The organism is Spirosoma migulaei, assembly GCF_054776855.1.
Genome location: NZ_BAAHBG010000046.1, coordinates 13,943 through 36,433, shown reverse-complemented (window position 1 = coordinate 36,433; position 22,491 = coordinate 13,943). Strand labels below are relative to the sequence as shown.

Sequence of the window (22,491 nt, the reverse complement as noted above, 5' to 3'; positions counted from 1 at the left end):
CAAAAATTAATTAATGTTGAAGGGGTTTACTGCTGTTTGGCCCTGACGGTTAATCAAAGCCTCGGCAACAGTTATCATGTCAGGCACATTAGCCAGACTAACCTTTGCAAATGCAGTGATAATTTTCTTTCCATCGGGCTCAGTAGCTACAATGCTATACCGCTGCTGCTCAGTATGTATAATTGTAATCTTGGCATTTTTAACAGCAACTGACTGCCGTTTGCCTTCTTTGTGAGGGAGTAAATCAAAGTTCATGAGTGCTCAGGGGCTGGCTGTTGGTAGCAGATGACTAACTGAATTGTTAATCATGGATCAAATGTAATAAATATTAATGAAATATATAACAATCATTAAAATAAAAGTTAAAAAATAAATCACTCCCATTTTCGAGAGTGATTTACTGGATTTGGTAAACAGAAATATACTTATAGTAGCTCCTGCAAAAACTCCTTTCGAATCTGGTACAGCTTTTCCAGTTCATCAGGCGTAAACTCTCTGCCCTCTACACCATACAGTTTATTATGGAGCTTGGCCCTTGCTGTTGACTTATTGCCACCGTATAGCCTATGAGCTACATAAGATTGCCTTACGCCAGGGTGCATTAGGAATCGCCTTATTATTTGCTCTATCGTACTCATTAAGGGCTGCATTTGGCTTAATGTAAGCCAAACCATACCCTGAGCATCTTTTCGTAAACAACTGTTTACAGAGAGCTTACAACAAATCGGTTTCCTGTTCAACTAATTCGCTTGTCACTTTTACGTAATAACGCTCAGTAACTGCTATGCTGGAATGCCCCATAATACGACTAACAGCCCGTATTGTATAGCCTCGCAAAAGGAAGATATAGCCGCCTGTTCGCCTGCCAGTCTTGCAGGTAAGTCGATGCGGGTAGTTAATCATTACCTCAACCCCTTTCATATAATCGTTAATCTCATCAGCGCTAGGTGGGTCTCCTGCTGGTATATGTTCAAGTAGTGCCGTGAGCTCTGGCCAAACTGGAATTCTACAGAGTGCCTTAGGCGGCTTATCTCTATGAATAAGGATGCTTGGCCTTGTATTACCTTCTCGATCATATGCAGGCCTATCTTTTATATATCGTACAGCGTCGGGGTAGTCCATAGCAGTCAGGAATATTAACCCCATCCACCAAATACACTCACCACCCTTACCCCTGTTATCCAGCTGCCAGAATTTTGCCAGATGGGGTTTTTCAAGAAAATGCACCTCTTTACTTTTTCCTCTACCGAACTTCATGCCAGCAATGGGGTTAAAGGCTTTTTGTCGGTCCATTGGCGACAAACGATCATTATAGCCGTCTATAGATTCACTGATTCGCTTAAGGTAGCGCGTAGCACTATCAGCAGACATTGGGCCGGTTTTCATTAACCAAACATGATAATCGACAGACCAGCCAACCCCAACATAGTCCACTATCAAGCCCTCTTCACCCTGGGCTTTCAGGTATGTTTCCAGATAGGATAACCCATATTTCCATTTCTCAATTGTTGAACCCGACAATTCGTTATCTGTGCCTTTATAAGCTTTTAGCCTTACAATATGGGCGCGATAAGCTTCTATAAGTGTATTTTTTGGCGCGGCTGGTGGTTTAGCTGCCTGGGGCTTTTCTCCAGTTTGAAACTCGCGCTGTATCGTTTTAGGGGAAACAACAAAACCCAATTTTCGCTGCTCACTGTAAAGCGTTTCGAGCGTGGTTACCAATTCTCGAAGCTGCTTATTGAAGTCCGTAGCCTCATTGGTACGATCTGTACGCTTTTGTTGCTTTTGATTCCATAACCCTGAAAAGATGATTGGCAATTCTCCTTTTCGAGTAGGCGAGAATAATGAACCCTCAGCACCATCGACACTTAGGCGGCACAAAAGCGTATCATAATGCTTGCGAATGGTAAAACGTACACTAATAGGCATTCTTTTTTAGTGATCATTAATAAATAGTTTAGCATCGGCCATCGTTGACCGCCTACAAAAAGGTACATATTATGTCAATAAATTCATATTCCAATATTAGGAGAGGATAATTTTTTAACAATAAATTAATATTTTATTTCATGGGGGAGATTCCCGCTACAAATTGGGTTGTAGCAGGGAATTGTAGCGAGAAATAAAGCGCTGGACCTGAGAAGGAGAAGACTAAAAACAAAAACAGGCCGCTTTTCAAGGCGACCTGTGGTAAATAAAACCGTTTGTTGCTCCCGAAGCTGGGCTCGAACCAGCGACCCTCTGATTAACAGTCAGATGCTCTAACCGACTGAGCTATTCGGGAATCGTGGTGCAAAAGTAGTGCGTAACCCGATACTACGCAAGTAATAAGTCCTAAAAAATATCGCTGACCAGGACAAATTTTTGATAACCTGATGGCAATCAGCGGTAAGGCGTGTGTAAATTTTACCGAAATTGATCGGGGCGATGGCTGGGCACATTCTCCAGAATCAGTTCTTTGATCCGTCGGGCATCGCCTTTGGAGAAATTCGTGATCACGATCTCAGGCCGAGCGCGCGGAATGACCCGTACCGTTGCAAAGAATAAGCCATTGTCGATCTCAACACCCGATATGTCGGAGTAGAACACAAAGTTATCCGTACCGCCAATCAATTTGCGGGCACGAAACGTAACCCCCTTGTCGTTGAACACAACCTCGTCGGGAGTGAGGGGGTCTTTAAAGCTGCTGGATCGGAATTTTTCGTTTGGCATAGTATCTGAACCGGGATTTAGCCGATTTTAGGATTGAACAGATTTTGTTAGTCGCTTCAATAAGGCTTAAACCCCTGATAAGCAAAAAAAACCTGAAAATCCTCGAATCTGTTAAATCCCGGTCATTTTTTAGGTATATAAATTAGTTTCTTGGTTTCGAAAAAAGGCTCCTCAAAATAGTCCGACAGATCATAAACCCGGTAACGATCCGTTACTTCGGCCAATTCCTCGGTGAGATCTCCTCCCTTGAGGTACAAAACACCATTCGGTCGGTCGTTGTTGCCCGCTTTATGAATTTTATACCGTACCCAGCCTAAAAAAGGCTTCAGACGTGTAACGGCCCGGCTTATCACAAAATCATAGGTCGTATTCAGTTGCTCTACGCGAATCTGCTCCGCCTTTACGTTCTTGAGGCCCAGCGCATCCGCTACTTCCTGTACCACTTTTATCTTCTTACCGATGCTATCGACCAAATGAAAATCGACCATCGGAAACAGGATCGCTAACGGAATTCCTGGAAAGCCCCCGCCTGTGCCAACATCCAGAATTTCGGTGCCGGGTTTGAACTGCACAACTTTGGCGATACTCAGCGAGTGCAGAACGTGCTTTTCGTACAGGGCATCGATGTCCTGCCGCGAAATTACATTGATTTTCGCATTCCAGTCGCGATATAGCCCATCTAAAGCGGCAAAGCGTTCTTTCTGCTCGGCCGTTAACGTTGGGAAGTAGTTTAGAATCAGATCCATGTTCATTGAATGAAATGAGGAATAAATAATGGATAATGTACAATGCATATCGTATAATGTGGGCGCCTACATTATTCATTGTACATTATGAATTCTACATTCTACATTAAGTTTATCGCCAGTAAAGTCGTTTTTTACGGCGTGTGAAAAGGGTTTTTAGACCAGCCAGACCATAATAGACGGCAAGTACCAGATCCATAAACGGAATGAGCGCCCAATGGATCGTATGGGCAAGCCGGTAACTGATCCGCCCGACGATTCCCCAAAATGCGAATTCCCGAGCCAGAAAAAGGCTCGTTCCAATCAACAAAAGTAGCCATTCATTGGCGGTAAATGAATACTGGCGTAGCTCGTAGACGAGAACAAGCAAGCCAACCAGCAATGCCAGCAGCCAGGTTAACACGTGCGACCCCGTGAGCAGGCCGAGCCGAAACTTGTTTCCGGGCTTATAATATTTCCCTACGTTCAGGTGCCGTTTTTTTTGTTGTCGCCAGTCAGCCCAGGTTTCTTTGGGTTTCGACCACATAAATGTATCCGGGTCAAGACACACCGCTGTGTTCTGTTTTGTCGCGACCTCATTAATAAACAGATCGTCGTCGCCACCTGTCACGTTCATGTGGGTATAAAAGCCTTTGTTGGCAAAGAACAGGCTGGTTCGGTAAGCCAGATTCCTACCGACACCCATATACGGTCGGCCCGCTAAAGCCAGCGAAAAATAGTTTACAGCCGTAAACAACGTTTCGGAGCGAATGAGCAAGTTGAGAAAACCCGGCCGATGTTCGTAAGGTGAGAAACCGAGTGAAATCCCTTTCTGGCCGTTGACCAGCGGAGCTACCATGCCCCTCAGCCAGTTGTCGGAAGCTGGGCGGCAGTCGGCATCGGTGAGCAACACAATCGGATACACTGCCTTTTTCAGGGCAATAGTCAGGGCATATTTTTTAGGCGTAACGTGCTCATGCTCTTTATCAATGCGGATAAACCGGACGTTTGGCAGGTGTACAATGTCGTTTGCCAAAAATAGGCTGGTGCCATCGGTTGACCGATCGTCCATGACTAAAACCTCAAAAAGGGGATAATTCTGAGCGCTTAGTAAGGGCAATAGTTCCGTTAGATTGTCCAGTTCGTTGCGAGCGCAAACGACAATAGTGATCCCTGATTCGGAGGTGATACGAGATGTTGCCGGTACTTCTACACCGGTTTGCTCAGGTTGTCGGTAGAAAGCCGTTTGGGAATAAACAAAGAGGATGTAAATGAGCTGAATACTGACCACAAGTAGCCAGGTTATCAGTAATGCTATAATCACCAGGAGGAAAAGTTTACTCGCTACTGCGTTGGTTTTGAACGAAGTTGCAAAGATAGGGGAAAAAGGGGGAGGAAGGAGGAAAGGGAGGAAAGGAGGAGGAAAAACAAAGAAAGCTTTCACTACCTATTCTCCCTTTTTCCCTCTCCTCCTTCCTCCCTCTCCTCCCTTTTCCTCCTTCCTCCGTATCTTTGCCCCATGACATTTTCGATTACTGCCCATGATCCACAGTCGAAAGCCCGAACGGGAACGCTGACAACTGATCATGGACCCATTCAAACCCCCATTTTTATGCCAGTCGGTACGGCAGGAACGGTCAAAGCCGTTCATCAGCGCGAGCTCGAAGCCGATATTAATGCCGACATTATTTTAGGTAACACCTATCACCTGTATCTGCGGCCTGGCCTTGAGGTGCTGAGCCAGGCGGGAGGGCTTCATGGTTTCAATGGCTGGAAACGACCTATTCTGACGGATTCCGGCGGGTACCAGGTCTATTCGCTGTCGAACACACGCAAGATTAAAGAAGAAGGGGTAACCTTTAAATCGCACATCGACGGGTCGAAACACACCTTTACGCCCGAAGTGGTCATGGATATTCAGCGCGTCATTGGTGCCGATATTATGATGGCCTTCGATGAGTGTACGCCCTATCCCTGTGAGTACGGGTACGCCCGTCAGTCGATGGAAATGACGCACCGATGGCTTGATCGATGCATTGGCCGCTTCGATGCTACAGAAGGGCACTACGGTTATCGACAAACGTTGTTTCCTATTGTCCAGGGAAGCACCTATAAGGACCTTCGCCGTCAGTCGGCGGAGACAATTGCGAGTAAAGAGCGTGAAGGCAACGCCATTGGTGGGCTGGCGGTAGGCGAGCCTGCCGAGGAAATGTATACTACAATTGAACTGGTGAATAGTATTCTGCCTGCCGATAAGCCACGTTACTTAATGGGGGTTGGAACGCCCGCTAATATTCTGGAAGCCATTGCCCTGGGTGTGGATATGTTCGACTGTGTCATGCCAACACGCAATGCCCGACATGGGTTGTTGTTTACAACAGAAGGGATTATCAACATCAAAAACGAAAAATGGAGCCGGGACTTTAGCCCCATCGACGCGGGACTGGGCGGTTATGCCAGCACATTTTACTCAAAAGCCTATCTTCGTCACCTGGTCAAATCGGAAGAATTACTGGGTGGGCAGATTGCCAGCCTCCATAATCTGACGTTTTATCTGTGGCTTGTCAGGCAGGCGCGCGCGCATATTGAAACCGGGGATTTTGTTTCGTGGAAAAATGAAATGGTTGTTCGGCTTATGCAACGATTATAATGTGAACAGCTTGTTGAAAAAATTCAGATACTACTAGTCGTTAAATTACTGTTTTTAAACTTTCTGAAAACCAGTAGTTTAAAGCTAATTTGACTAGTAATAGCCCTATTTTTTTGGATTGGAAAGCCCTCATTTGTACTAGTAAAAGTCTCCTAAAATTAATTTTAGGAGACTTTTTTGTTTTTTGTCGTCATATCATCACTTGTCGCCACTAAATGAGTATTAGCTACAAAGTATTTATGTGTTGATATGGCAACACCGACCGAATTTAGCCCGACTCTATCCGCCAATCGCTGGCTATTTTTGCCAACGGATAGGGTGTTACGGTCGATTTGGCAAGCTCGGTTTCGGCTCGTAATGGTAACCGCATCCTTTGGTTTATTAGGCATTGTGGTGGCGTTGTTACTGCAACCGGAATTTCGCTCAGAGGCACGTATTATACCTGAAATGAACACGGGAGCGAGCGATTTATTTAAGCGGTTGTCGTCTATGGCTGGTTTTGTGGATGTTGATTTCTCCGATACAGAAGGTATTGATGCCGTTCGCCCAGACTTATACCCGAGTGTACTACAGAGCACACCATTTATTCTTTATCTACTTGATCAGCCAATTGTTACGAATAAAGGACAAGCGAAAACGATTGGCCAGTTTCTGTTGGCTGTTAATGCGGGTTGGTCATGGAAACAGCTGGTTTCGATTGGTCAACCGGACGATGATAAACGGACTACTGTTCGTACGCCTAAAGGGGCAATTCGCTTATCGATGCAGCAGCAGGAACTGGCTGAGGAAATTGGTGAGCGGGTTGCTGCCAAACTCGATACGCGGTCGGGTGTCATTACGGTCACCGCTCAAATGCCAGATGCGCAGGTAGCGGCTACAGCAGCTCAATTGGCTTTAGATTATCTGACAACGTATGTAACAAACTACCGGACGGAAAAAGCCCGTCAGGATTTATCCTTTTATCATCGGCAACTGACTGAAGCGAATCAACGCTACCAGGAGGCACAGAGGGCTCTATTTCAGTATAACGACAATCATAAGTCCATTATCAGGCAGTCGGCTACCATAGACAGGCAGCGTATGGAAGCTGAACTGACGACTGCCCAAACCGTTTATACAGAACTGTCCCGCCAGTTTGAGCAGGCTAAACTGAAAGTTCAGGAACGAACCCCCATCTTTAAAGTACTCGAACCACCCAACGTACCTCTAAAACGATCATTACCGAAACGAATGCTCATTGTGCTGTTTTTTACGCTAACAGGATTGATTACTAGCGTTCTGACTATACTAGCCCGGCAAGCCGATGTTGCCGGACGATTGAAGGAAATTGTAGCAGAAGAAACGTAATTCCGTAAACGTTGCTTCTGTTGAAGCAAACTAGTGATTGTCAAAATAATGCAATCTGTGGTGTATTGAAAAATGCCTGAGAACCCCTACATCAACAGCATCAAAATCTGGCTAACTAACAACCTTAACTAAACGCAACCGTTGGTAAACGCGCTTCGACATAAAGAAAAGACAATTGCTGTTGTTGGCCTGGGGTATATTGGTCTGCCTATTGCCCTTGCTTTTGCCCGGCAATTTCGGGTTGTTGGTTTTGATACCAATCCTGATCGTGTGGCCATGCTACAGCAGTCTGAAGATCCATCCCGGGAACTTTCGGCCGATGCGTTCATGGATACGGATATTGTTTTCACCGCTGATCCCAATGAGTTGAAACGGGCCCATTTTTTCGTTGTGGCGGTTCCTACGCCGGTGGACGATTATAAAGTGCCCGATCTAAAAGCACTGCAGCTGGCCTCAGCAGCCATTGGGACTGCCCTGAAACCGGGCGATTATGTCGTGTATGAATCCACTGTTTACCCGGGTTGTACCGAAGGAGACTGCCTGCCTATACTGGAAGCCTGCTCTGGACTGACACTGGGAAGTGGGTTTAAGCTTGGCTATTCGCCCGAACGGATTAACCCGGGCGACAAAGCCCGAACGCTGCCCGATATTCTTAAAGTTGTATCTGGTAGTGATGAGGAGGCTGCCCATACAATTGCTGAGGTATACGGGAGTATCATTCGGGCGGGTATCTATATCGCACCGAGTATTCAGGTTGCAGAAGCGGCTAAAGTGATTGAGAATGTTCAGCGAGATATTAATATCTCGCTGATGAATGAACTGGCTATCATCTTCGATAAGATGGGCATCGACACGCAGGAGGTTCTTAAGGCAGCCGCAACCAAGTGGAATTTTATGCCATTTACGCCCGGATTGGTAGGAGGCCATTGTATCGGGGTTGATCCCTATTACCTGCTTCATAAATCCCGACAACTGGGCTACGAGCCGCAGGTCATTAACTCCGGCCGACGTGTGAACGATAGTATGCCTGCTTATATCGCTACGAAACTGGTGCAGATGCTGCTCCAGCGTTCTAAAAATCCAGGCGAAACCAGTGTTCTGGTTATGGGTATGACATTCAAGGAGAATATTTCCGATATCCGAAATTCAAAAGTAGCCGATTTGGTGCGGGAACTGATGGGGTATGCCATCAATGTACATTGTGTAGACCCCTATGCATCGCCAAATGAAGTAGCACGTGAATACGGGCTGAGCTTGCTGGACAAACCTGCGGGCCTATACGACGCAGTAATTGTTGCTGTTGGGCATGATGCTTTCAAAGGACTGGATATACCCTATTTCACGTCTCTAATGAATCGTAAACCTATTCTACTGGATTTGAAAGGAATATACCGGCCTAGTAAAGATGACGAAATAGACTATTGGCAACTTTGAGCAGGTAAACGGGAAATAGTATGAAAGTCGTCGTTGTTGGTAGCCGGCTAATTGATTCGTTGGAGCGACACCTGTGCGATTCGTTCCGGGCGTTAGGCCATACTGCTTTACTCGTCGACGTAGCGGATGGATTACCTGTTTCATCCAAAATTAATTACTGGATATCTCGTTTCGTCGATCTTTACGATCGGGCCATAAGCCGAAGCATAGCGGACCAAATCACGAAACTTCGCCCTGATCTGGTCGTGGTTGTATACCGGTATCTGCATCCGATACTGGTCGAGCGATTGAAAAAGCAGCTATCTGGTGTACTCGTAGTACAAATGAATCCCGACCCTCTCTCGAATCTTGAAAAACAGCAGATCATAGCCACTGATTTTGACTACTACTTTTCCAAAGAACCCTATATCGCTCATACGCTACGGGACAAAGCCGGTTTGAATGCACATTATTTACCGGAAGGGTTTAATCAACGCATTTATCAAAAGCCACCTGTCGAAAAAGCTGTTGCTGAATGGCTCACGGATATTGATGTGTTAGTAGTTGGCAGTCTGTATGCGTATCGTGCCCGTATGATTGAGCAACTTATGCGGGCAGGCATCCGGGTAACTGTCTATGGCACTCAAAGTCCGTATGTACGTTCGGGCGTACGCACCGCAGTTCGACCTAACTATCTGATTGAATCCGAGAAGAATCGATTACTCTATGGGGCCAAAATCGTTTTCAATAATTTTCATTATGCCCAGGTAAGCTCGGTTAATCAGAACTATTTTGAAATCAACGGTATTGGGGCGTTTCAACTCTGTGATTATAAGGCAACAATAGATGAGTATACCAGCGTTGCAGCCGAGCAGATTACCTATCGGACTATTGATGAGGCTATTGATAAAATCCGGTATTATCTGGCTCACCCTGCCAAACGGCATGCGATTGCAGCGCAACAATACGCTCATTTTCAGCAATATCATACGCTCGATCAGCGAGTTACGCAACTCCTGCAAACGGTAGGGTTGGCTCCATTATTGGATGCGGAACAGCTTAAACTCGATGACTGGTGGGACGATTAATTGTGAGCTGTCTGGCTTTCCTGCTTTCCTTTTGGTTGACAACTAGCTCATTTTATGAGGCAGTAGCTGTATCGTTTTCGCTGTATACATTCCTAACGTTCATTAAGCAAATTGGACAGCGGATTGCAATTCCAGCGTGTATTTGTTTCATTGCGGCCCTCGAGATTTTAGCCGTACCAGCCTTCACCTACTGGATATTGCCAGCGTCGATGCCTATTGAATCGACTGCCTACTTTGCGTATGCACTACCGGCCTATGTGGCATTCTATACAGGTCTGTCGGGCTTTTCGACCCAGACTAAAGCCTATACACATCAGCACTATCTTCAGTCCGCAGGCAAGTACCTGAACGATCGAAGAAGCGCTGGTATTGTCTTGTTTACCATTGGTTTATCGGGTTTTCTCGCGAAAACGTTTATTCCGGTTGTACCCGCTTTTATGGGTACGTTGCCCATGTACTGTCTGCTGATAAGCGCACTATATGCATACTGTTCGGGAAGCCCCTACCGTGTTCTTTTGATTGGGTTCACTCTACTGGCACTTCTGATAAATACAGTTCGGACAGGCATGTTTAGTGATCTGTTTTTCTGGTTTTTATTCTTATTGATGTTTGGCGCAGTTCATTCCACTAAACTGGGAACGATCCAGGTAAAAACCATCCTTATGGGTTGCGGCTTTGCCTTTCTGCTACTGATTCAGTCCATCAAAGCCGAGTACCGCTATAACACCTGGGGAAGTCAGCGTAACGAACGAACGGCCAACGTTAGTCTGATGGTTGAGTTACTAGTTGATCGCTTTACATATCCTGAAAAACTGCTGAATACGAGACATTTTTTCGCTTCGTTCGGCCGCTTCAATCAGGGTATTATGATTGGGAGTGCAATGGCCAAAGTGCCTTTACACGAATCGTATGCCAGGGGCGAGGTCCTGTTGGCCTTGATTTATCCGCTGATCCCCCGCCTGCTCTGGTCGGGCAAACCCCAAACGGGTGGCTACGAAAATATTCGACGTTTCACAACCTTGCCGCAGTTTGAGAATACGAGCATTAATCTATCGCCAGTGGGTGAAGGGTACGTGAATTTTGGCTACGGGGGAATTCTTTTCGCGGGTTTGTATGGCTTGTTGTTACGGGCTTGTTTTCAGTATGTGTTTAACCTGGCCAATAGAATTCCGTCGATTATTCTCTGGTTGCCAATGCTGTATATCGGATGTCTGACTATGGAAACCGACCTGCTATCGACCTGGGGAAGTTTAGTTAATAGTGCCCTATTTATTGCGTTTTTGTTTTGGTCGCTAAAACGCGTAGGCATTGAGCTGTAGCCTATGATTATTACCTATCTATTCCGAAGCCCCGGCACTGGCTACAGCATTGAAGAGCTATTTACGGGTATTCAACGTGAAATTGATCGACAACCGGCCATGCTGACAACCCGCATGCAACTGCCCTACATCAGTAGCGGCTGGCGGAGTGTCTGGCGGAATCTCCGTTTTCTGCGGGCCATTTCGGGTACTATTTTTCATGTTACAGGCGATGTTCATTATGCAGTACTGGCCTTGCCTGCAGCCCGCACAGTACTAACAATTCATGACTGTAGTGCGCTGGAGAATAATCGGAGTCGTCCACTTCGATACGCCTTTTTCTGGCTGATCTGGTACTATCTGCCTATTCGCCGAGCGGCCGTTGTCACAGTCGTTTCGGAAAAAACACAACAGGAATTGGCAGGGCATATAGGTCGGATGGCCCGGAAGGCAGTTGTTATCACCAATGGATACGACCCCGCCTTTATGTATCGGCCTACTACGGCTAACAAGGACTGCCCGGTAGTACTACAGCTAGGCACGGCACCGAACAAGAATCTGTTACGACTGATTGCCGCTATTGAAGGGCTTCGTTGTACGCTTATCCTTGTTGGTCGCTTGTCTGAAGAACTTATTCGTGAGCTGAAAAAAAGCCAGATTGAGTATCGGAACTATGTCGACCTGAGCCGGGCGAAGGTGCTTCAATTATATGAGGAGTGTGATATCGTCACTTTCGTGTCGACCTATGAAGGATTCGGTATGCCCATTCTTGAAGCCAATGCCGTTGGACGCGTGGTTATTACGGCAGACAGGGAGCCCATGCGTACAGTTGCTTCCGATGCCGCCCATTTTGTTGATCCCGAAGACGTACTGGCTATTCGTCAGGGAATTCTACGATTGGTTGAGGACGACGCCTACTGTCAATTACTACGAGAGGCTGGCAGAAAGAACGCCCAACGTTACACGCTATCTGTAGCGGCTGCTCAATACGCGGCTATTTATCAGAAACTTGCCGAAATTGACGTTACGTCTGATAAGGTCTTATGAAGATTCTTCTATCGGCAGACTGTTTTTATCCCGCTCAGATGGGTGGGCCCAGTAACACGATTTACTGGCATGCCAAGGCGTTGAAACAGGCTGGATATGAGGTAACGGTCGTAGCTGATTCGCAGTACTTGCCAGCGTCCGTACCCCTCGGGCAATGGATAACATTGGATTGTGGGCAGGTGATGTATACCCGGAATCCATTTTTCTACCTGCCCCTCAACCATATACGACAGGGTTGGATGGCCATCCGAAAAGCGGACATCGTACATGTAAACAGCTTGTTTTACCCGGCCTCACTGGTTTGGGTACTTATGAGCCGATTGGTTGGAAAGCCTGTTGTCTGGTCGCCACACGGTGAGCTAAGCCCGGTAGCCCTACGGTTTCGTCCGCGCCTTAAGCGCGTATTCCTGACGATTAGTAAACGGCTTCGTTTAACCGTCCAGTTTCATGCTACCAGCGCCACGGAGGTAACCCATATTCAGCAGCATTTTGGAACAGATGCCCGAGTAAGTGAAATCCGGAGCATAATGGAACTATCTACCTTCCTGATCCCCAAACCGGTTGACCAATCAGCTCATCCTTATTTGCTGTTCATAGGCCGATTACACCCCATCAAGGCCATCGACCGCTTGATTTCCGCGTTGGGTTCATCGCGGCTATTTCGGGAAAGTCAGTATAGCTTAAAGATTGCCGGGCCTGAAACCGACAAAGCGTATACGCAAACACTTACGGAGTTAGTACAGACGTTGGGACTTTCAACGAAAGTGTCATTTATAGGTCAGGTACAGGGCCACCCGAAAGAATGCCTGTATGCCAATGCCTGGCTAACCATTCTGCCATCTCATTCGGAGAACTTTGGAAACGTGGTTATCGAATCACTGGCACAGGGTACGCCGGTTGTTGCGTCGATCCATACACCCTGGCAACTGCTCGAAAGAGAACGGACAGGTAGTTGGGTATCGAACGAACCTGATACGCTTCGGGAAGCCATTGAAACCTACCTGCGAATGCCACTTCATGAGTACACTGGCTATCGGGAGCGGGCAATCAGACTGGCTCGACAGCAGTTTTCGATAGCCACGACTACAGAAGAATGGAATCGATTGTATGGACAACTGATGCACGCACCTACTGCGGTTGATTTTCATAACACAATTGCCGCTGAGTTTAACCGTAAATATGAATCATCGAAGGCATTTCGGGAGCGGTTCCAGGTCTGGACAGGCTTATTTGACCGGTATGTAAACCCGCTACATCACGTTATTGACCTTGGTTGCGGGCCGGGCGTTTTTAGTGATTATCTGGCTCATAAAGGCTGTATCGTGACAGGAGTTGATGGCTCAGAAGCCATGATTGAACTCTGCCAGAAGAAAAAAACGCTGGCTAATGTGCAGTATATCTTACAGTCCCTACCGCTGACAAGCCTTGTAGCCTATGCGCCACAGGATGTTGTTCTCCTGTCGAGCGTTCTCGAATATGTAGACGATATGAAAGAAATACTTGAACAAGCCTACAGCCTGCTGAAACCAAATGGACTCTTAATCGTCTCTATACCAAATCGTACGAGTGTGTATAGGATAATAGAACGGCTGCTCTTCAGGCTACTGAAACGCCCGGGTTATTTTGCTTATATCCGCCATACCGCTACGAAAGCAGGCTTTAACCGACAACTAAACGAGCTGGGATTCGAGCCGCTCGAAACCGCCTATTTTTCAGGTCAGGATCCTATATCAAGGTTGATAAAACCAATAGCAGCGGAGCGATATGTTAATAATTTGCTTGTTGGGGTCTACCGGAAACGAACTGGTTAAACCAGACTCCACTGTAAAAACAATGGAATGAAAATTCTCAACATTGTCGGTGCCCGACCCAATTTTGTTAAGGTAGCTCCCTTACATCGGGCCTTTCTGAGGTATCCGCTCATTCAGTCGAAAATCATACACACGGGGCAGCATTATGATACCGTCATGAGCGACATTTTTTTTGACCAGCTCGACCTACCCCGGCCTGACTACTACCTGGGAATGTGTGCAGGCACAACTACCCAGCAGACAGCCGACATCCTGTGCAAATTCGAGAATGTACTAACGATAGAGCAACCTGACTGTGTACTTGTGGTAGGCGATGTGACGAGTACGCTTGCCTGCGCGCTGGCAGCCGCACAAACTGGGATTCGGGTGGCTCATGTTGAAGCCGGACTGCGTTCGGGCGATAATCAGATGCCCGAAGAGCGCAACCGAATCCTGACGGATGCTTTGTCGGATCGTTTATTTGTGACTGAGCAGGCTGGGATAGACAATCTAAAGCGCGAAGGGATAGATGCGGATAAAATTCACTTCGTTGGAAACGTGATGATTGACTCGTTGGTAGCGTATCGGACCAAAGCCAGCGAATTGAATACACTGGGCACGTTGGGACTATTACCTGAACAGTATATATTGATAACGATGCATCGCTCTGCTAACGTGGATAGTGAAGCCGGGTTGAAGAAGCTTCTACAACTGATTGATAATGTGGCAAGTCTTAAACTTGTACTGTTTGCCATACACCCACGGACCCTTACTAGCCTGCGTAAATTTGGCCTGATTTCCCAACTTGAGGCTATTCCGAATGTTCGAGTACTGGAGCCTCAGGGTTATCTGGAATTTATAAACCTGATGGAGAACGCGGCTGTGGTTATTACCGATTCGGGTGGTATTCAGGAAGAAACGACCTATTTACAGGTTCCCTGTCTGACCTTCCGTCAATCCACTGAGCGACCCGTAACCGTTGAGCTGGGTACCAATCAACTCATCTCCGATTTAAATCCAGAAACAGTAACCCAACAAGTCCGTGAAATTCTGGCGGGACGCGTGAAAATCGGTAGGATACCCCCCTTGTGGGATGGGAAGGCGGCCGAGCGAATCGCCCAAATCTTTCTAAACACAGAGTAAATAGAGGAGTAACCGAGACCACAAAGAAAAACTCGCTGTACTCTGTAATTCCTCTGTTTACTCCGCTTCGGTGGTCCGATGTGTTTTACAACCCTATGAAGCAACTTATCCAAAACCTCAAAACCGGCGAAACACTTCTGGAAACAGTACCAACTCCACAGGTACGTCAAGGTCAGGTATTGATTCAAACCCGACGGTCGCTGGTGTCGTTGGGTACGGAACGGATGCTGGTTGGGTTTGGGAAAGCCAGCCTTCTTGCCAAAGTTCGCCAGCAACCCGACCGGGTGAAACAGGTACTGGAAAAAATACAGTCGGACGGTTTGCAACCGACGCTGGAAGCCGTGGCCCGAAAACTTTATCAACCCATACCGTTAGGTTATTGCAACGCAGGCATCGTGATAGCCCTGGGCGAGGGCGTTACCGATCTGCGCATTGGCGATCGGGTTGTCTCAAACGGTTTCCATGCCGAGGTGGTTTGTGTTCCACGAAATCTGGTTGCTCCCGTTCCTGACAGCGTCAGCGACGATGAAGCCGTTTTTACGGTCGTCGGGGCTATTGGCTTGCAGGGAATTCGTTTGCTGAATCCGACGCTAAATGAGACAATCGTGGTCATCGGACTGGGGTTAATTGGTCTGTTGACGGCCCAATTACTGCGGCTGAATGGTTGCCGTGTCATTGGGGTAGATATCGACGAGACCAAATGCCAGCTAGCCGAACAACAGGGTAGTATAGCGTTGAATTCGAGTGCTGGGATTGATCCTGTAAAAGCGGTCCTGGCGTTCACGAATGGACTAGGGGCTGATGGTGTCCTGATTACAGCGTCGTCCCGGACAGATGTGCTGATGTCACAAGCGGCCCGTATGAGTCGCCAGCGGGGACGAATTGTGCTGATCGGCGATGTGAGACTGAACCTGAACCGGGCGGAGTTTTACGAAAAAGAGCTGACATTCCAGGTGTCTTGCTCGTATGGCCCTGGCCGATATGACACCGTCTATGAACAACAGGGCCACGACTACCCGTTGGCCTATGTTCGCTGGACTGAAAACCGAAATTTTCAAACCATTCTACACTTTCTGGAAACGAAACAGCTACTGGTAGATCCGCTAATTACGGATAGGGTTCCGTTGCTTGACTACGCTCGAATCTATAGCGACCTAAAATCGACACATCGCATTGCCTCCTTGCTTACGTATTCAGAGGAGGTTAACCTCAAGCCGCTGATACAAGTAAAATCATCACGATACGAACGGAGTGGGTGTGTAATCGGTGTCATTGGCGCGGGTAATTTCACCAGTTCAGTCCTGCTTCCAGCCTTGAAATCAGCAGGTGGCAACCTCAAAACCATTGCCAGTACGAGTGGACTCTCGGCCACGTTACTGGCGAAAAAATACGACATCGCCCAAAGCACAACCGACTATCGACAAATTCTGACTGATTCCGACATCGACCTCTGTGTTATCACCACACGACATGATAGTCACGCTCGCTTAACGGTTGAAGCCCTACGAGCCGGTAAGCATGTATTTGTGGAAAAACCGTTGGCCATCTATGACCACGAACTCCCTCAGATTATGGCTGCGCAACAGGCATCAGACCGGATGGTGATGGTCGGGTTTAATCGGCGCTTTTCGCCGTTTACCGAGAAAATGAAGGCACTACTGGGCCAGCCTGATATGCCGATGAATGTAGTCATAACTGTAAATGCGGGAAGTGTTCCTCCGAATTCATGGGTACACGACCGAGCCGTTGGCGGTGGACGGTTTCTGGGCGAAGCAGGCCATTTTGTTGACCTGATTACCTTTCTGACCGGTAGTCTTGTGCATCGTGTTTGTATGAACGCAATGGGTCAGTTCCCGACAGAAACGAGTGATTCGGCGTCACTGCTACTCCGGTACGAAAATGGGTCTACAGGTGTCATCAACTACTTCAGTAATGGTAGCAAAACGTATTCCAAAGAACGAATAGAGGTTTATTCCCAGGAACGGACAATGGTGTTGGATAACTTTCGCCGACTCACTACCTACGGCTTTTCTCGGTTTTCGGGCATGTCTGGTCGACAAAATAAAGGCCATGCTCAACAGATGACACAATTGATTGACCAACTACGAACGGGCGGAAGCGCGCTAATTCCATTCACCGAAATCATGAACACAACGCAAACCACCTTAGCGGCTCTGCAAAGCCTACGCGAAAACCGCTGGGTCGATGTAGCTGGTATTGGCATGGGCCAGATAGATTCACTACCATGAGAAATCTCGGATTGATCTGGCGCACTGTGCGGCAGTTGACGTTGCGCCAGATCGTGTATCAGGTTATTTACCGACTGCGCGGTCGGGCCAGATTACACATTCCGGCTACAACACCACAAGCCTACTTTCTGGCTACTCATGAACCTGACAAGCCGCAATCGTATCAAAGTAGGGTAGTTACGTTTTTGAATCAGTCTCACCAACTTACGGCTGAACTTGACTGGAACTACGCCGGTTTTGGTAAGCTTTGGACCTATAACCTCAACTACTTCGATTACCTGAATCAGCCGGATATGACCGTTAAAACGGGTCTGGAACTGATTCGTGATTTTACGGCCCAGACTGTTTCGTTGCGGGATGGTCTGGAACCTTACCCAACATCATTGCGGATCATGAATTGGGTACAGTTTCTGAGTCGCCACCAGATTCAGAATGAGCCTATTAACCAGCATCTGTATGCTCAGATTAGGTTGCTAAGCCATCGCCCGGACTATCATCTAGGAGGAAATCATCTGCTCGAAAATGGCTTTTCACTGCTTATGGGCGCGCTGTTTTTTCGTCAGGCACGCTGGTTTCATAAAGCCAGCCGACTTATTCGGCAGGAACTAACAAACCAAATTCTGGCGGATGGTGGACATGACGAACGTAGCCCGATGTACCATCAGATACTCCTGGACCGCCTGCTGGATCTACGGCTGGCTTTACAGACTCAGAGCTGGCATAACGATCCGGACTTACTCGACTGTTTAACCGAAAAGGCAACCCAAATGCTCGGTTGGATCAATGGCATCACCTTTAAAAATGGCGATGTGCCCATGGTAAACGATGCTGCCTGGGGAATTGCGCCTACCAGTTTCCAACTCAGGAAGAAGGCCGAACGAACAGGCATCCAACAACTGCGTAATCCGTTGGCATTGACGAGTAGTGGCTACCGGGTGTTCCGGCAGAAACGATATGAGTTTTTTGCCGATGTTGGCCCAGTTGGTCCCGATCATCAACCTGGTCATGCTCACGCCGATACGTTTTCGTTTGTGCTCTATGTGGATAACCAACCTATCATTGTGGATAACTCCATATCGACCTATCAGCCTGGCAGTCGGCGGGCGTGGGAGCGGAGCACGGCTGCCCACAATACCGTAACTGTTAACGAAAGCAATTCATCCGAAGTATGGGCCAGTTTCCGCGTCGGTCGCCGGGCAGGGGTAACCCTACTAACCGATACCGGAACGGTGCTGACGGCTCGCCATGACGGCTACCGAAAACAAGGGGTCATTCACGAACGGAGTTGGGTAGTTGAGCCAAATTGCGTTGTTATAACGGATCGATTGCTAAATGCAAAAACCGAAGCTGAAGCTCAGCAACCAGGGATTGCCCGGTTTTATGTCCATCCAGATGTTTCCATCCAACTTGTAGATGATTTCATTCTGGCTGGCTCGTTAAAAATAGTGGTACGTTCAGAGACTAATCCAACGTTTTGCGTCATAAGCTACGCTATGGCCGAAGGATTCAATCAGCTTCGGTCAGGGCACTGCCTGGAAGTAGCATTCATAGCCAGGCTGGAAACCACACTACTTCTCTCAGGATGAACATTCTTTATCTTACTTTTTATTTCGACCCCGACATTGGCCCTGGCGCCTTTCGAAATACAACCCTGGTCAATGCATTGGCCTGCCAATTGACATCCAGCGATTCAATTCATGTCCTGACAACGCAACCCAATCGTTATGATTCCTACAAACCAGTAGCTTCTGAAGAGGAAGAATGGTGTAGCGGAGGCTGTCCGATTACCGTTCAGCGTATCGCGATTCCGAAGCACAAAAGTGGCTTTATTGATCAGATTTGCTCGTTTTTTGTCTATTACGTACGTGCTTGTCAACTTGCCAGAGCGTATGAGTATGACTTAGTTTTTGCGTCTTCCTCCCGATTATTTACCGCTTTTCTGGGTGCTTGCCTGGCGCGTAAACGGGCAGTTCCATTGTTTTTAGATATTCGTGATTTATTCCGGGAAGCGATTCTGAATGTTATCAAAAATCCACTGGTTCGTATAATCCTGAGTCCATTGCTGCGTGCTGTTGAACGGTATACGTTTGGCTACGCTCGTCACATCAATCTGGTATCGGAAGGGTTTCGGTCTTATTTTGATCCGTTTCGGCAGGCGACGTACAGTTATTTTACCAATGGTATTGACACTGCCTTTCTGGGGATTCCGGCCAGCCAACCAACGCCTGACAAACCGTATAGAACCATCCTCTACGCGGGTAATATTGGCGAAGGACAGGGGTTACATGACATTATTCCAGAAGCGGCCCGGCAGTTGGGTTCGGCGTATCGCTTCCTGATTATTGGCGATGGAGGAGCGCGAATAAAACTGGAAGTCGCTCTTAAGGCAAATGATAGTACGAATGTTAAACTTCGTCAGCCTGTCAATCGACGGGAATTACTGGCTGAGTATCAGGATGCTGATTACCTGTTTGTGCACCTGAATAACATTGATGCTTGCAGGCGAGTGCTACCGTCTAAACTGTTTGAGTATGGGGCAACGGATAAACCGATCATTGCTGGAGTAACTGGTTATGCTGCGTCGTTTGTTCGTGATTACCTGCCGAACTCCATTTTGTTTAATCCGGGCGATGTAACAAGCTTAATCCGGCAATTGCGCGAAACACCGTATCAAACACAATCCAGAGCCGCCTTTAGACAACGATTTAGACGCCAAACCATTAATGCCGAAATGGCCAGTCAAATTCGGGGGGTACTGGAGAGCGTAAAATTCGTTCAAGAGCCAGTTACGAACGTGACACGGAATAGTTATTAACCACAGAGTCACAGAGAACACAGAGTTATAAGGCTCTGTGTTCTCTGTGACTCTGTGGTTAATAACGTTAATCAATCCTACAAAAAAGGATCGGTTTCTCCAAACCGATCCCATTGAGCTCAATTGAAATCTTAAAAATCATTCAATCTGTTAAATCCCGGTCGGTTTTACGCTTTTGCCAATGGCAATCAGGTCTTCGGGTGTTTGCAGTCCTAATACCTTTTTCAGCACTTTGCCATTGCCATCAATGAACAACAGTGTTGGGTAGGCTTCGAGCGGATAAACCTGCGATAGAGCAGGGCCTTCACCTTTCTCCATGTCCATTTTCACGTTGATGAATTTGCTATTGTAGAAATCACCAACGGCTTTTTTCGTAAACACTTCTTTCTGAAGTTTTTTGCAGGGACCACACCAGCTTGCATAGGCATCCAGGAAGATGATCTTTTTTTCAGCTTTTGCCTTTTTCAAAATCTCTCTCCAGGATGTTTCCGTAAATTGAATGCCTTCCACATCGCTTTTTGGAGCGAGCTTCTTGTTGGCAACAGAATTTGGCCGGGATGGGTTAAGGGCTGCATGAGTTGATTGGGCATTGAAGCCAACAAAGAGGATGGCAAGTAACCAAAATACTTTTTTCATAGTCGAACCGGCAAACCGGTGGTCTTTAATGGTTTTCTGAGTGTATAACGCGCCAGCAAGTGATTTTCGTTTCTTCTGCAAACACTTGTTTATGAAGCAAATTAGTGGGCAGCATGACAAATTGCAAATGACGTGCCATTCTCCTTAATCTTTCCGAACTTTGCAGCCGTTTTTAGTATTGTCATTGGGGTTATTACTAGTCATTCGCAGTCCTTTATCGTTCCTGCCAATTAATGACTATCTAATGACTATCAATGACCACAAATGACTCATTACGTGTATGCCTGTTAAACAAGCTGAATTCTTTGTCAGTAACTCCGACCCGGCTCTATGCCCCAAGCCCGACCGGCCTGAGTACGCCTTTATTGGCCGCTCAAATGTTGGCAAATCGTCGCTGATCAATATGCTAACGGGCCGTTCATCATTGGCTAAAATTTCGGGGAAACCCGGTAAAACGCAGTTAATCAATCATTTTCTTATTGACAACGAGTGGTACCTGGTCGATTTGCCCGGCTATGGCTATGCGCAGGTGAGTAAAACCGATCGCGAAAAATTTGCCGCCCTGATCGATGGCTATCTGACGTCCCGGCCTAATTTGCTGTGTATTTTTGTTTTGGTCGATTCCCGGATTGAACCCCAGAAACTTGATCTCGATTTTATGAGCAATTTGGGCGAACGAGGATTACCATTCGTGATTGCATTCACGAAAACGGAAAAGCTCGGTGCCAACAAATTGCAGGCGACGATCGATACGTACCGGACGCGGCTGCTCGAAGAATGGGAAGAAGCACCCGAATTTTTTGTCACCTCAGCCATGACGGCAGCGGGCCGAGAGGAGATCCTTTCGTTTATACGACCGCTAAATGAAGACTATTTAAAAGCGAAAAAGAATGAAAAAGTGAAGGGTCGATGGTTTGGGAAGTAGATCGGTCATACGTTCATCCTTTCGCGATTTCACGGTTAAATGGGCAATACGCCCACCAAAATACACGTTACCAATTTACAAAGTCTCTCTATGGAAGCATTAAAACAGATTGCCAATGTGGCTGGATACAGCGGCCTTTACCGAATTGTGAAACCGGGTCGGGCGGGCGTTATTGTCGAATCGTTAGACGACAAAAAAGCCAAAACGATGATGGGGCCAACGGCTCGTGTATCGGTACTGAACGATATTTCCATCTACGTCGATGATGACAGTGAAGAGCAGTCCACTTCGCTCAGCGCTGTATTACTGGCAATTAATGAAAAATACGGCGATACACTGCCCATTGATTCGAAAGGATCAACGGATCAGTTAGCTGATTTTATGGCATCAGTAGTACCAACGTACGATCGTGATCGGGTGCGGACTACCGACATTAAAAAACTAATTAGCTGGTATGGTATCCTGCGCCAGTATGCCCCGGAAGTATTTGAGGTAACGGCTGAGGAAACAAAGGGAGAAACGCCAGAGGTGGCCGCAACACCAGAAGTTACTGAAGTAGCCGAAGCGCCCGTTTCTGAAGCTCCTAAGAAGCAAAAAGCAGAAAAAGCGTAAACAATTGCTTGCTGTGCAGGCTTTAGTAGTTAATAGCATAT

19 protein-coding genes and 1 tRNA gene are annotated in these 22,491 nt (G+C 47.1%); 13 read left to right on the top strand and 7 right to left on the bottom strand.

What is annotated here, in order from left to right; all coding sequences use genetic code 11:
* Window positions 1-6 precede the first annotated feature (6 nt).
* From ACYVGO_RS37470 to ACYVGO_RS37445, 6 genes are all read right to left on the bottom strand, one after another.
* Window positions 7-255: a hypothetical protein gene (locus tag ACYVGO_RS37470; RefSeq protein ID WP_460973914.1), complete on the bottom strand. Its 249-nt coding sequence runs from the start codon at window positions 253-255 to the stop codon at window positions 7-9.
* A gap of 459 nt (window positions 256-714) precedes the next feature.
* Window positions 715-1,929 (bottom strand): hypothetical protein, encoded by a 1,215-nt coding sequence (locus ACYVGO_RS37465; protein WP_460973913.1) that lies wholly within the window; start codon window positions 1,927-1,929, stop codon window positions 715-717.
* A 281-nt stretch (window positions 1,930-2,210) separates the two neighbouring features.
* Window positions 2,211-2,284: transfer RNA gene (locus tag ACYVGO_RS37460), tRNA-Asn, on the bottom strand.
* A gap of 122 nt (window positions 2,285-2,406) precedes the next feature.
* Window positions 2,407-2,712, bottom strand: coding sequence for a PH domain-containing protein (locus tag ACYVGO_RS37455; protein ID WP_142775608.1), 306 nt, complete (start codon window positions 2,710-2,712; stop codon window positions 2,407-2,409).
* A 122-nt stretch (window positions 2,713-2,834) separates the two neighbouring features.
* Window positions 2,835-3,464, bottom strand: a complete 630-nt coding sequence (rsmG, locus tag ACYVGO_RS37450) for a 16S rRNA (guanine(527)-N(7))-methyltransferase RsmG (protein WP_210422417.1) — start codon at window positions 3,462-3,464, stop codon at window positions 2,835-2,837.
* Window positions 3,465-3,570: 106 nt separating this feature from the next.
* Window positions 3,571-4,764, bottom strand: a complete 1,194-nt coding sequence (locus tag ACYVGO_RS37445; protein ID WP_460974028.1) for a glycosyltransferase — start codon at window positions 4,762-4,764, stop codon at window positions 3,571-3,573.
* Window positions 4,765-4,956: 192 nt separating this feature from the next.
* Between ACYVGO_RS37445 and tgt the strand changes: the two genes are divergently transcribed.
* The 11 genes from tgt (at window position 4,957) to ACYVGO_RS37390 (ending at window position 20,277) form a co-directional block, all read left to right on the top strand.
* Window positions 4,957-6,087 (top strand): tRNA guanosine(34) transglycosylase Tgt, encoded by a 1,131-nt coding sequence (gene tgt / locus ACYVGO_RS37440; RefSeq protein WP_460973912.1) that lies wholly within the window; start codon window positions 4,957-4,959, stop codon window positions 6,085-6,087.
* 249 nt (window positions 6,088-6,336) lie between these two features.
* A complete protein-coding gene (locus tag ACYVGO_RS37435) occupies window positions 6,337-7,434 on the top strand; it encodes a GNVR domain-containing protein (RefSeq protein WP_460973911.1) in 1,098 nt (365 codons plus the stop codon).
* Between the two features lie 141 nt (window positions 7,435-7,575).
* The gene (locus tag ACYVGO_RS37430; protein WP_460973910.1) at window positions 7,576-8,868 is read left to right on the top strand and encodes a nucleotide sugar dehydrogenase; all 1,293 of its coding nucleotides are present in this window, start codon (window positions 7,576-7,578) and stop codon (window positions 8,866-8,868) included.
* A 20-nt stretch (window positions 8,869-8,888) separates the two neighbouring features.
* Window positions 8,889-9,935 carry a CgeB family protein gene (locus tag ACYVGO_RS37425; RefSeq protein ID WP_460973909.1) on the top strand — a complete coding sequence of 349 codons (1,047 nt, stop codon included), beginning with the start codon at window positions 8,889-8,891 and terminating at the stop codon, window positions 9,933-9,935.
* Complete coding sequence (locus tag ACYVGO_RS37420; RefSeq protein WP_460973907.1) at window positions 9,923-11,254, top strand: hypothetical protein; 1,332 nt, start codon at window positions 9,923-9,925, stop codon at window positions 11,252-11,254. The genes ACYVGO_RS37425 and ACYVGO_RS37420 overlap by 13 nt, the downstream gene beginning before the upstream one ends.
* Before the next feature lie 3 nt (window positions 11,255-11,257).
* The gene (locus ACYVGO_RS37415; RefSeq protein WP_460973906.1) at window positions 11,258-12,280 is read left to right on the top strand and encodes a glycosyltransferase family 4 protein; all 1,023 of its coding nucleotides are present in this window, start codon (window positions 11,258-11,260) and stop codon (window positions 12,278-12,280) included.
* Window positions 12,277-14,091, top strand: a complete 1,815-nt coding sequence (locus tag ACYVGO_RS37410) for a glycosyltransferase (RefSeq protein ID WP_460973905.1) — start codon at window positions 12,277-12,279, stop codon at window positions 14,089-14,091. The genes ACYVGO_RS37415 and ACYVGO_RS37410 overlap by 4 nt, the downstream gene beginning before the upstream one ends.
* A gap of 27 nt (window positions 14,092-14,118) precedes the next feature.
* Complete coding sequence (gene wecB, locus ACYVGO_RS37405) at window positions 14,119-15,213, top strand: non-hydrolyzing UDP-N-acetylglucosamine 2-epimerase (RefSeq protein ID WP_460973904.1); 1,095 nt, start codon at window positions 14,119-14,121, stop codon at window positions 15,211-15,213.
* Between the two features lie 95 nt (window positions 15,214-15,308).
* Complete coding sequence (locus ACYVGO_RS37400; protein ID WP_460973903.1) at window positions 15,309-17,462, top strand: bi-domain-containing oxidoreductase; 2,154 nt, start codon at window positions 15,309-15,311, stop codon at window positions 17,460-17,462.
* Window positions 17,459-19,048 (top strand): heparinase II/III domain-containing protein, encoded by a 1,590-nt coding sequence (locus ACYVGO_RS37395; protein WP_460973902.1) that lies wholly within the window; start codon window positions 17,459-17,461, stop codon window positions 19,046-19,048. The genes ACYVGO_RS37400 and ACYVGO_RS37395 overlap by 4 nt, the downstream gene beginning before the upstream one ends.
* Complete coding sequence (locus ACYVGO_RS37390) at window positions 19,045-20,277, top strand: glycosyltransferase family 4 protein (RefSeq protein WP_460973901.1); 1,233 nt, start codon at window positions 19,045-19,047, stop codon at window positions 20,275-20,277. The genes ACYVGO_RS37395 and ACYVGO_RS37390 overlap by 4 nt, the downstream gene beginning before the upstream one ends.
* Before the next feature lie 150 nt (window positions 20,278-20,427).
* Here the strand turns inward: ACYVGO_RS37390 and ACYVGO_RS37385 are convergent, their stop codons facing one another.
* Window positions 20,428-20,913 carry a thioredoxin family protein gene (locus tag ACYVGO_RS37385; RefSeq protein ID WP_460973900.1) on the bottom strand — a complete coding sequence of 162 codons (486 nt, stop codon included), beginning with the start codon at window positions 20,911-20,913 and terminating at the stop codon, window positions 20,428-20,430.
* 280 nt (window positions 20,914-21,193) lie between these two features.
* Between ACYVGO_RS37385 and yihA the strand changes: the two genes are divergently transcribed.
* Together yihA and ACYVGO_RS37375 are read left to right on the top strand one after the other, a co-directional pair.
* Window positions 21,194-21,838 carry a ribosome biogenesis GTP-binding protein YihA/YsxC gene (yihA, locus tag ACYVGO_RS37380; RefSeq protein ID WP_142775594.1) on the top strand — a complete coding sequence of 215 codons (645 nt, stop codon included), beginning with the start codon at window positions 21,194-21,196 and terminating at the stop codon, window positions 21,836-21,838.
* Between the two features lie 90 nt (window positions 21,839-21,928).
* Complete coding sequence (locus ACYVGO_RS37375; RefSeq protein WP_460973899.1) at window positions 21,929-22,450, top strand: DUF5606 family protein; 522 nt, start codon at window positions 21,929-21,931, stop codon at window positions 22,448-22,450.
* Window positions 22,451-22,491 lie beyond the last annotated feature (41 nt).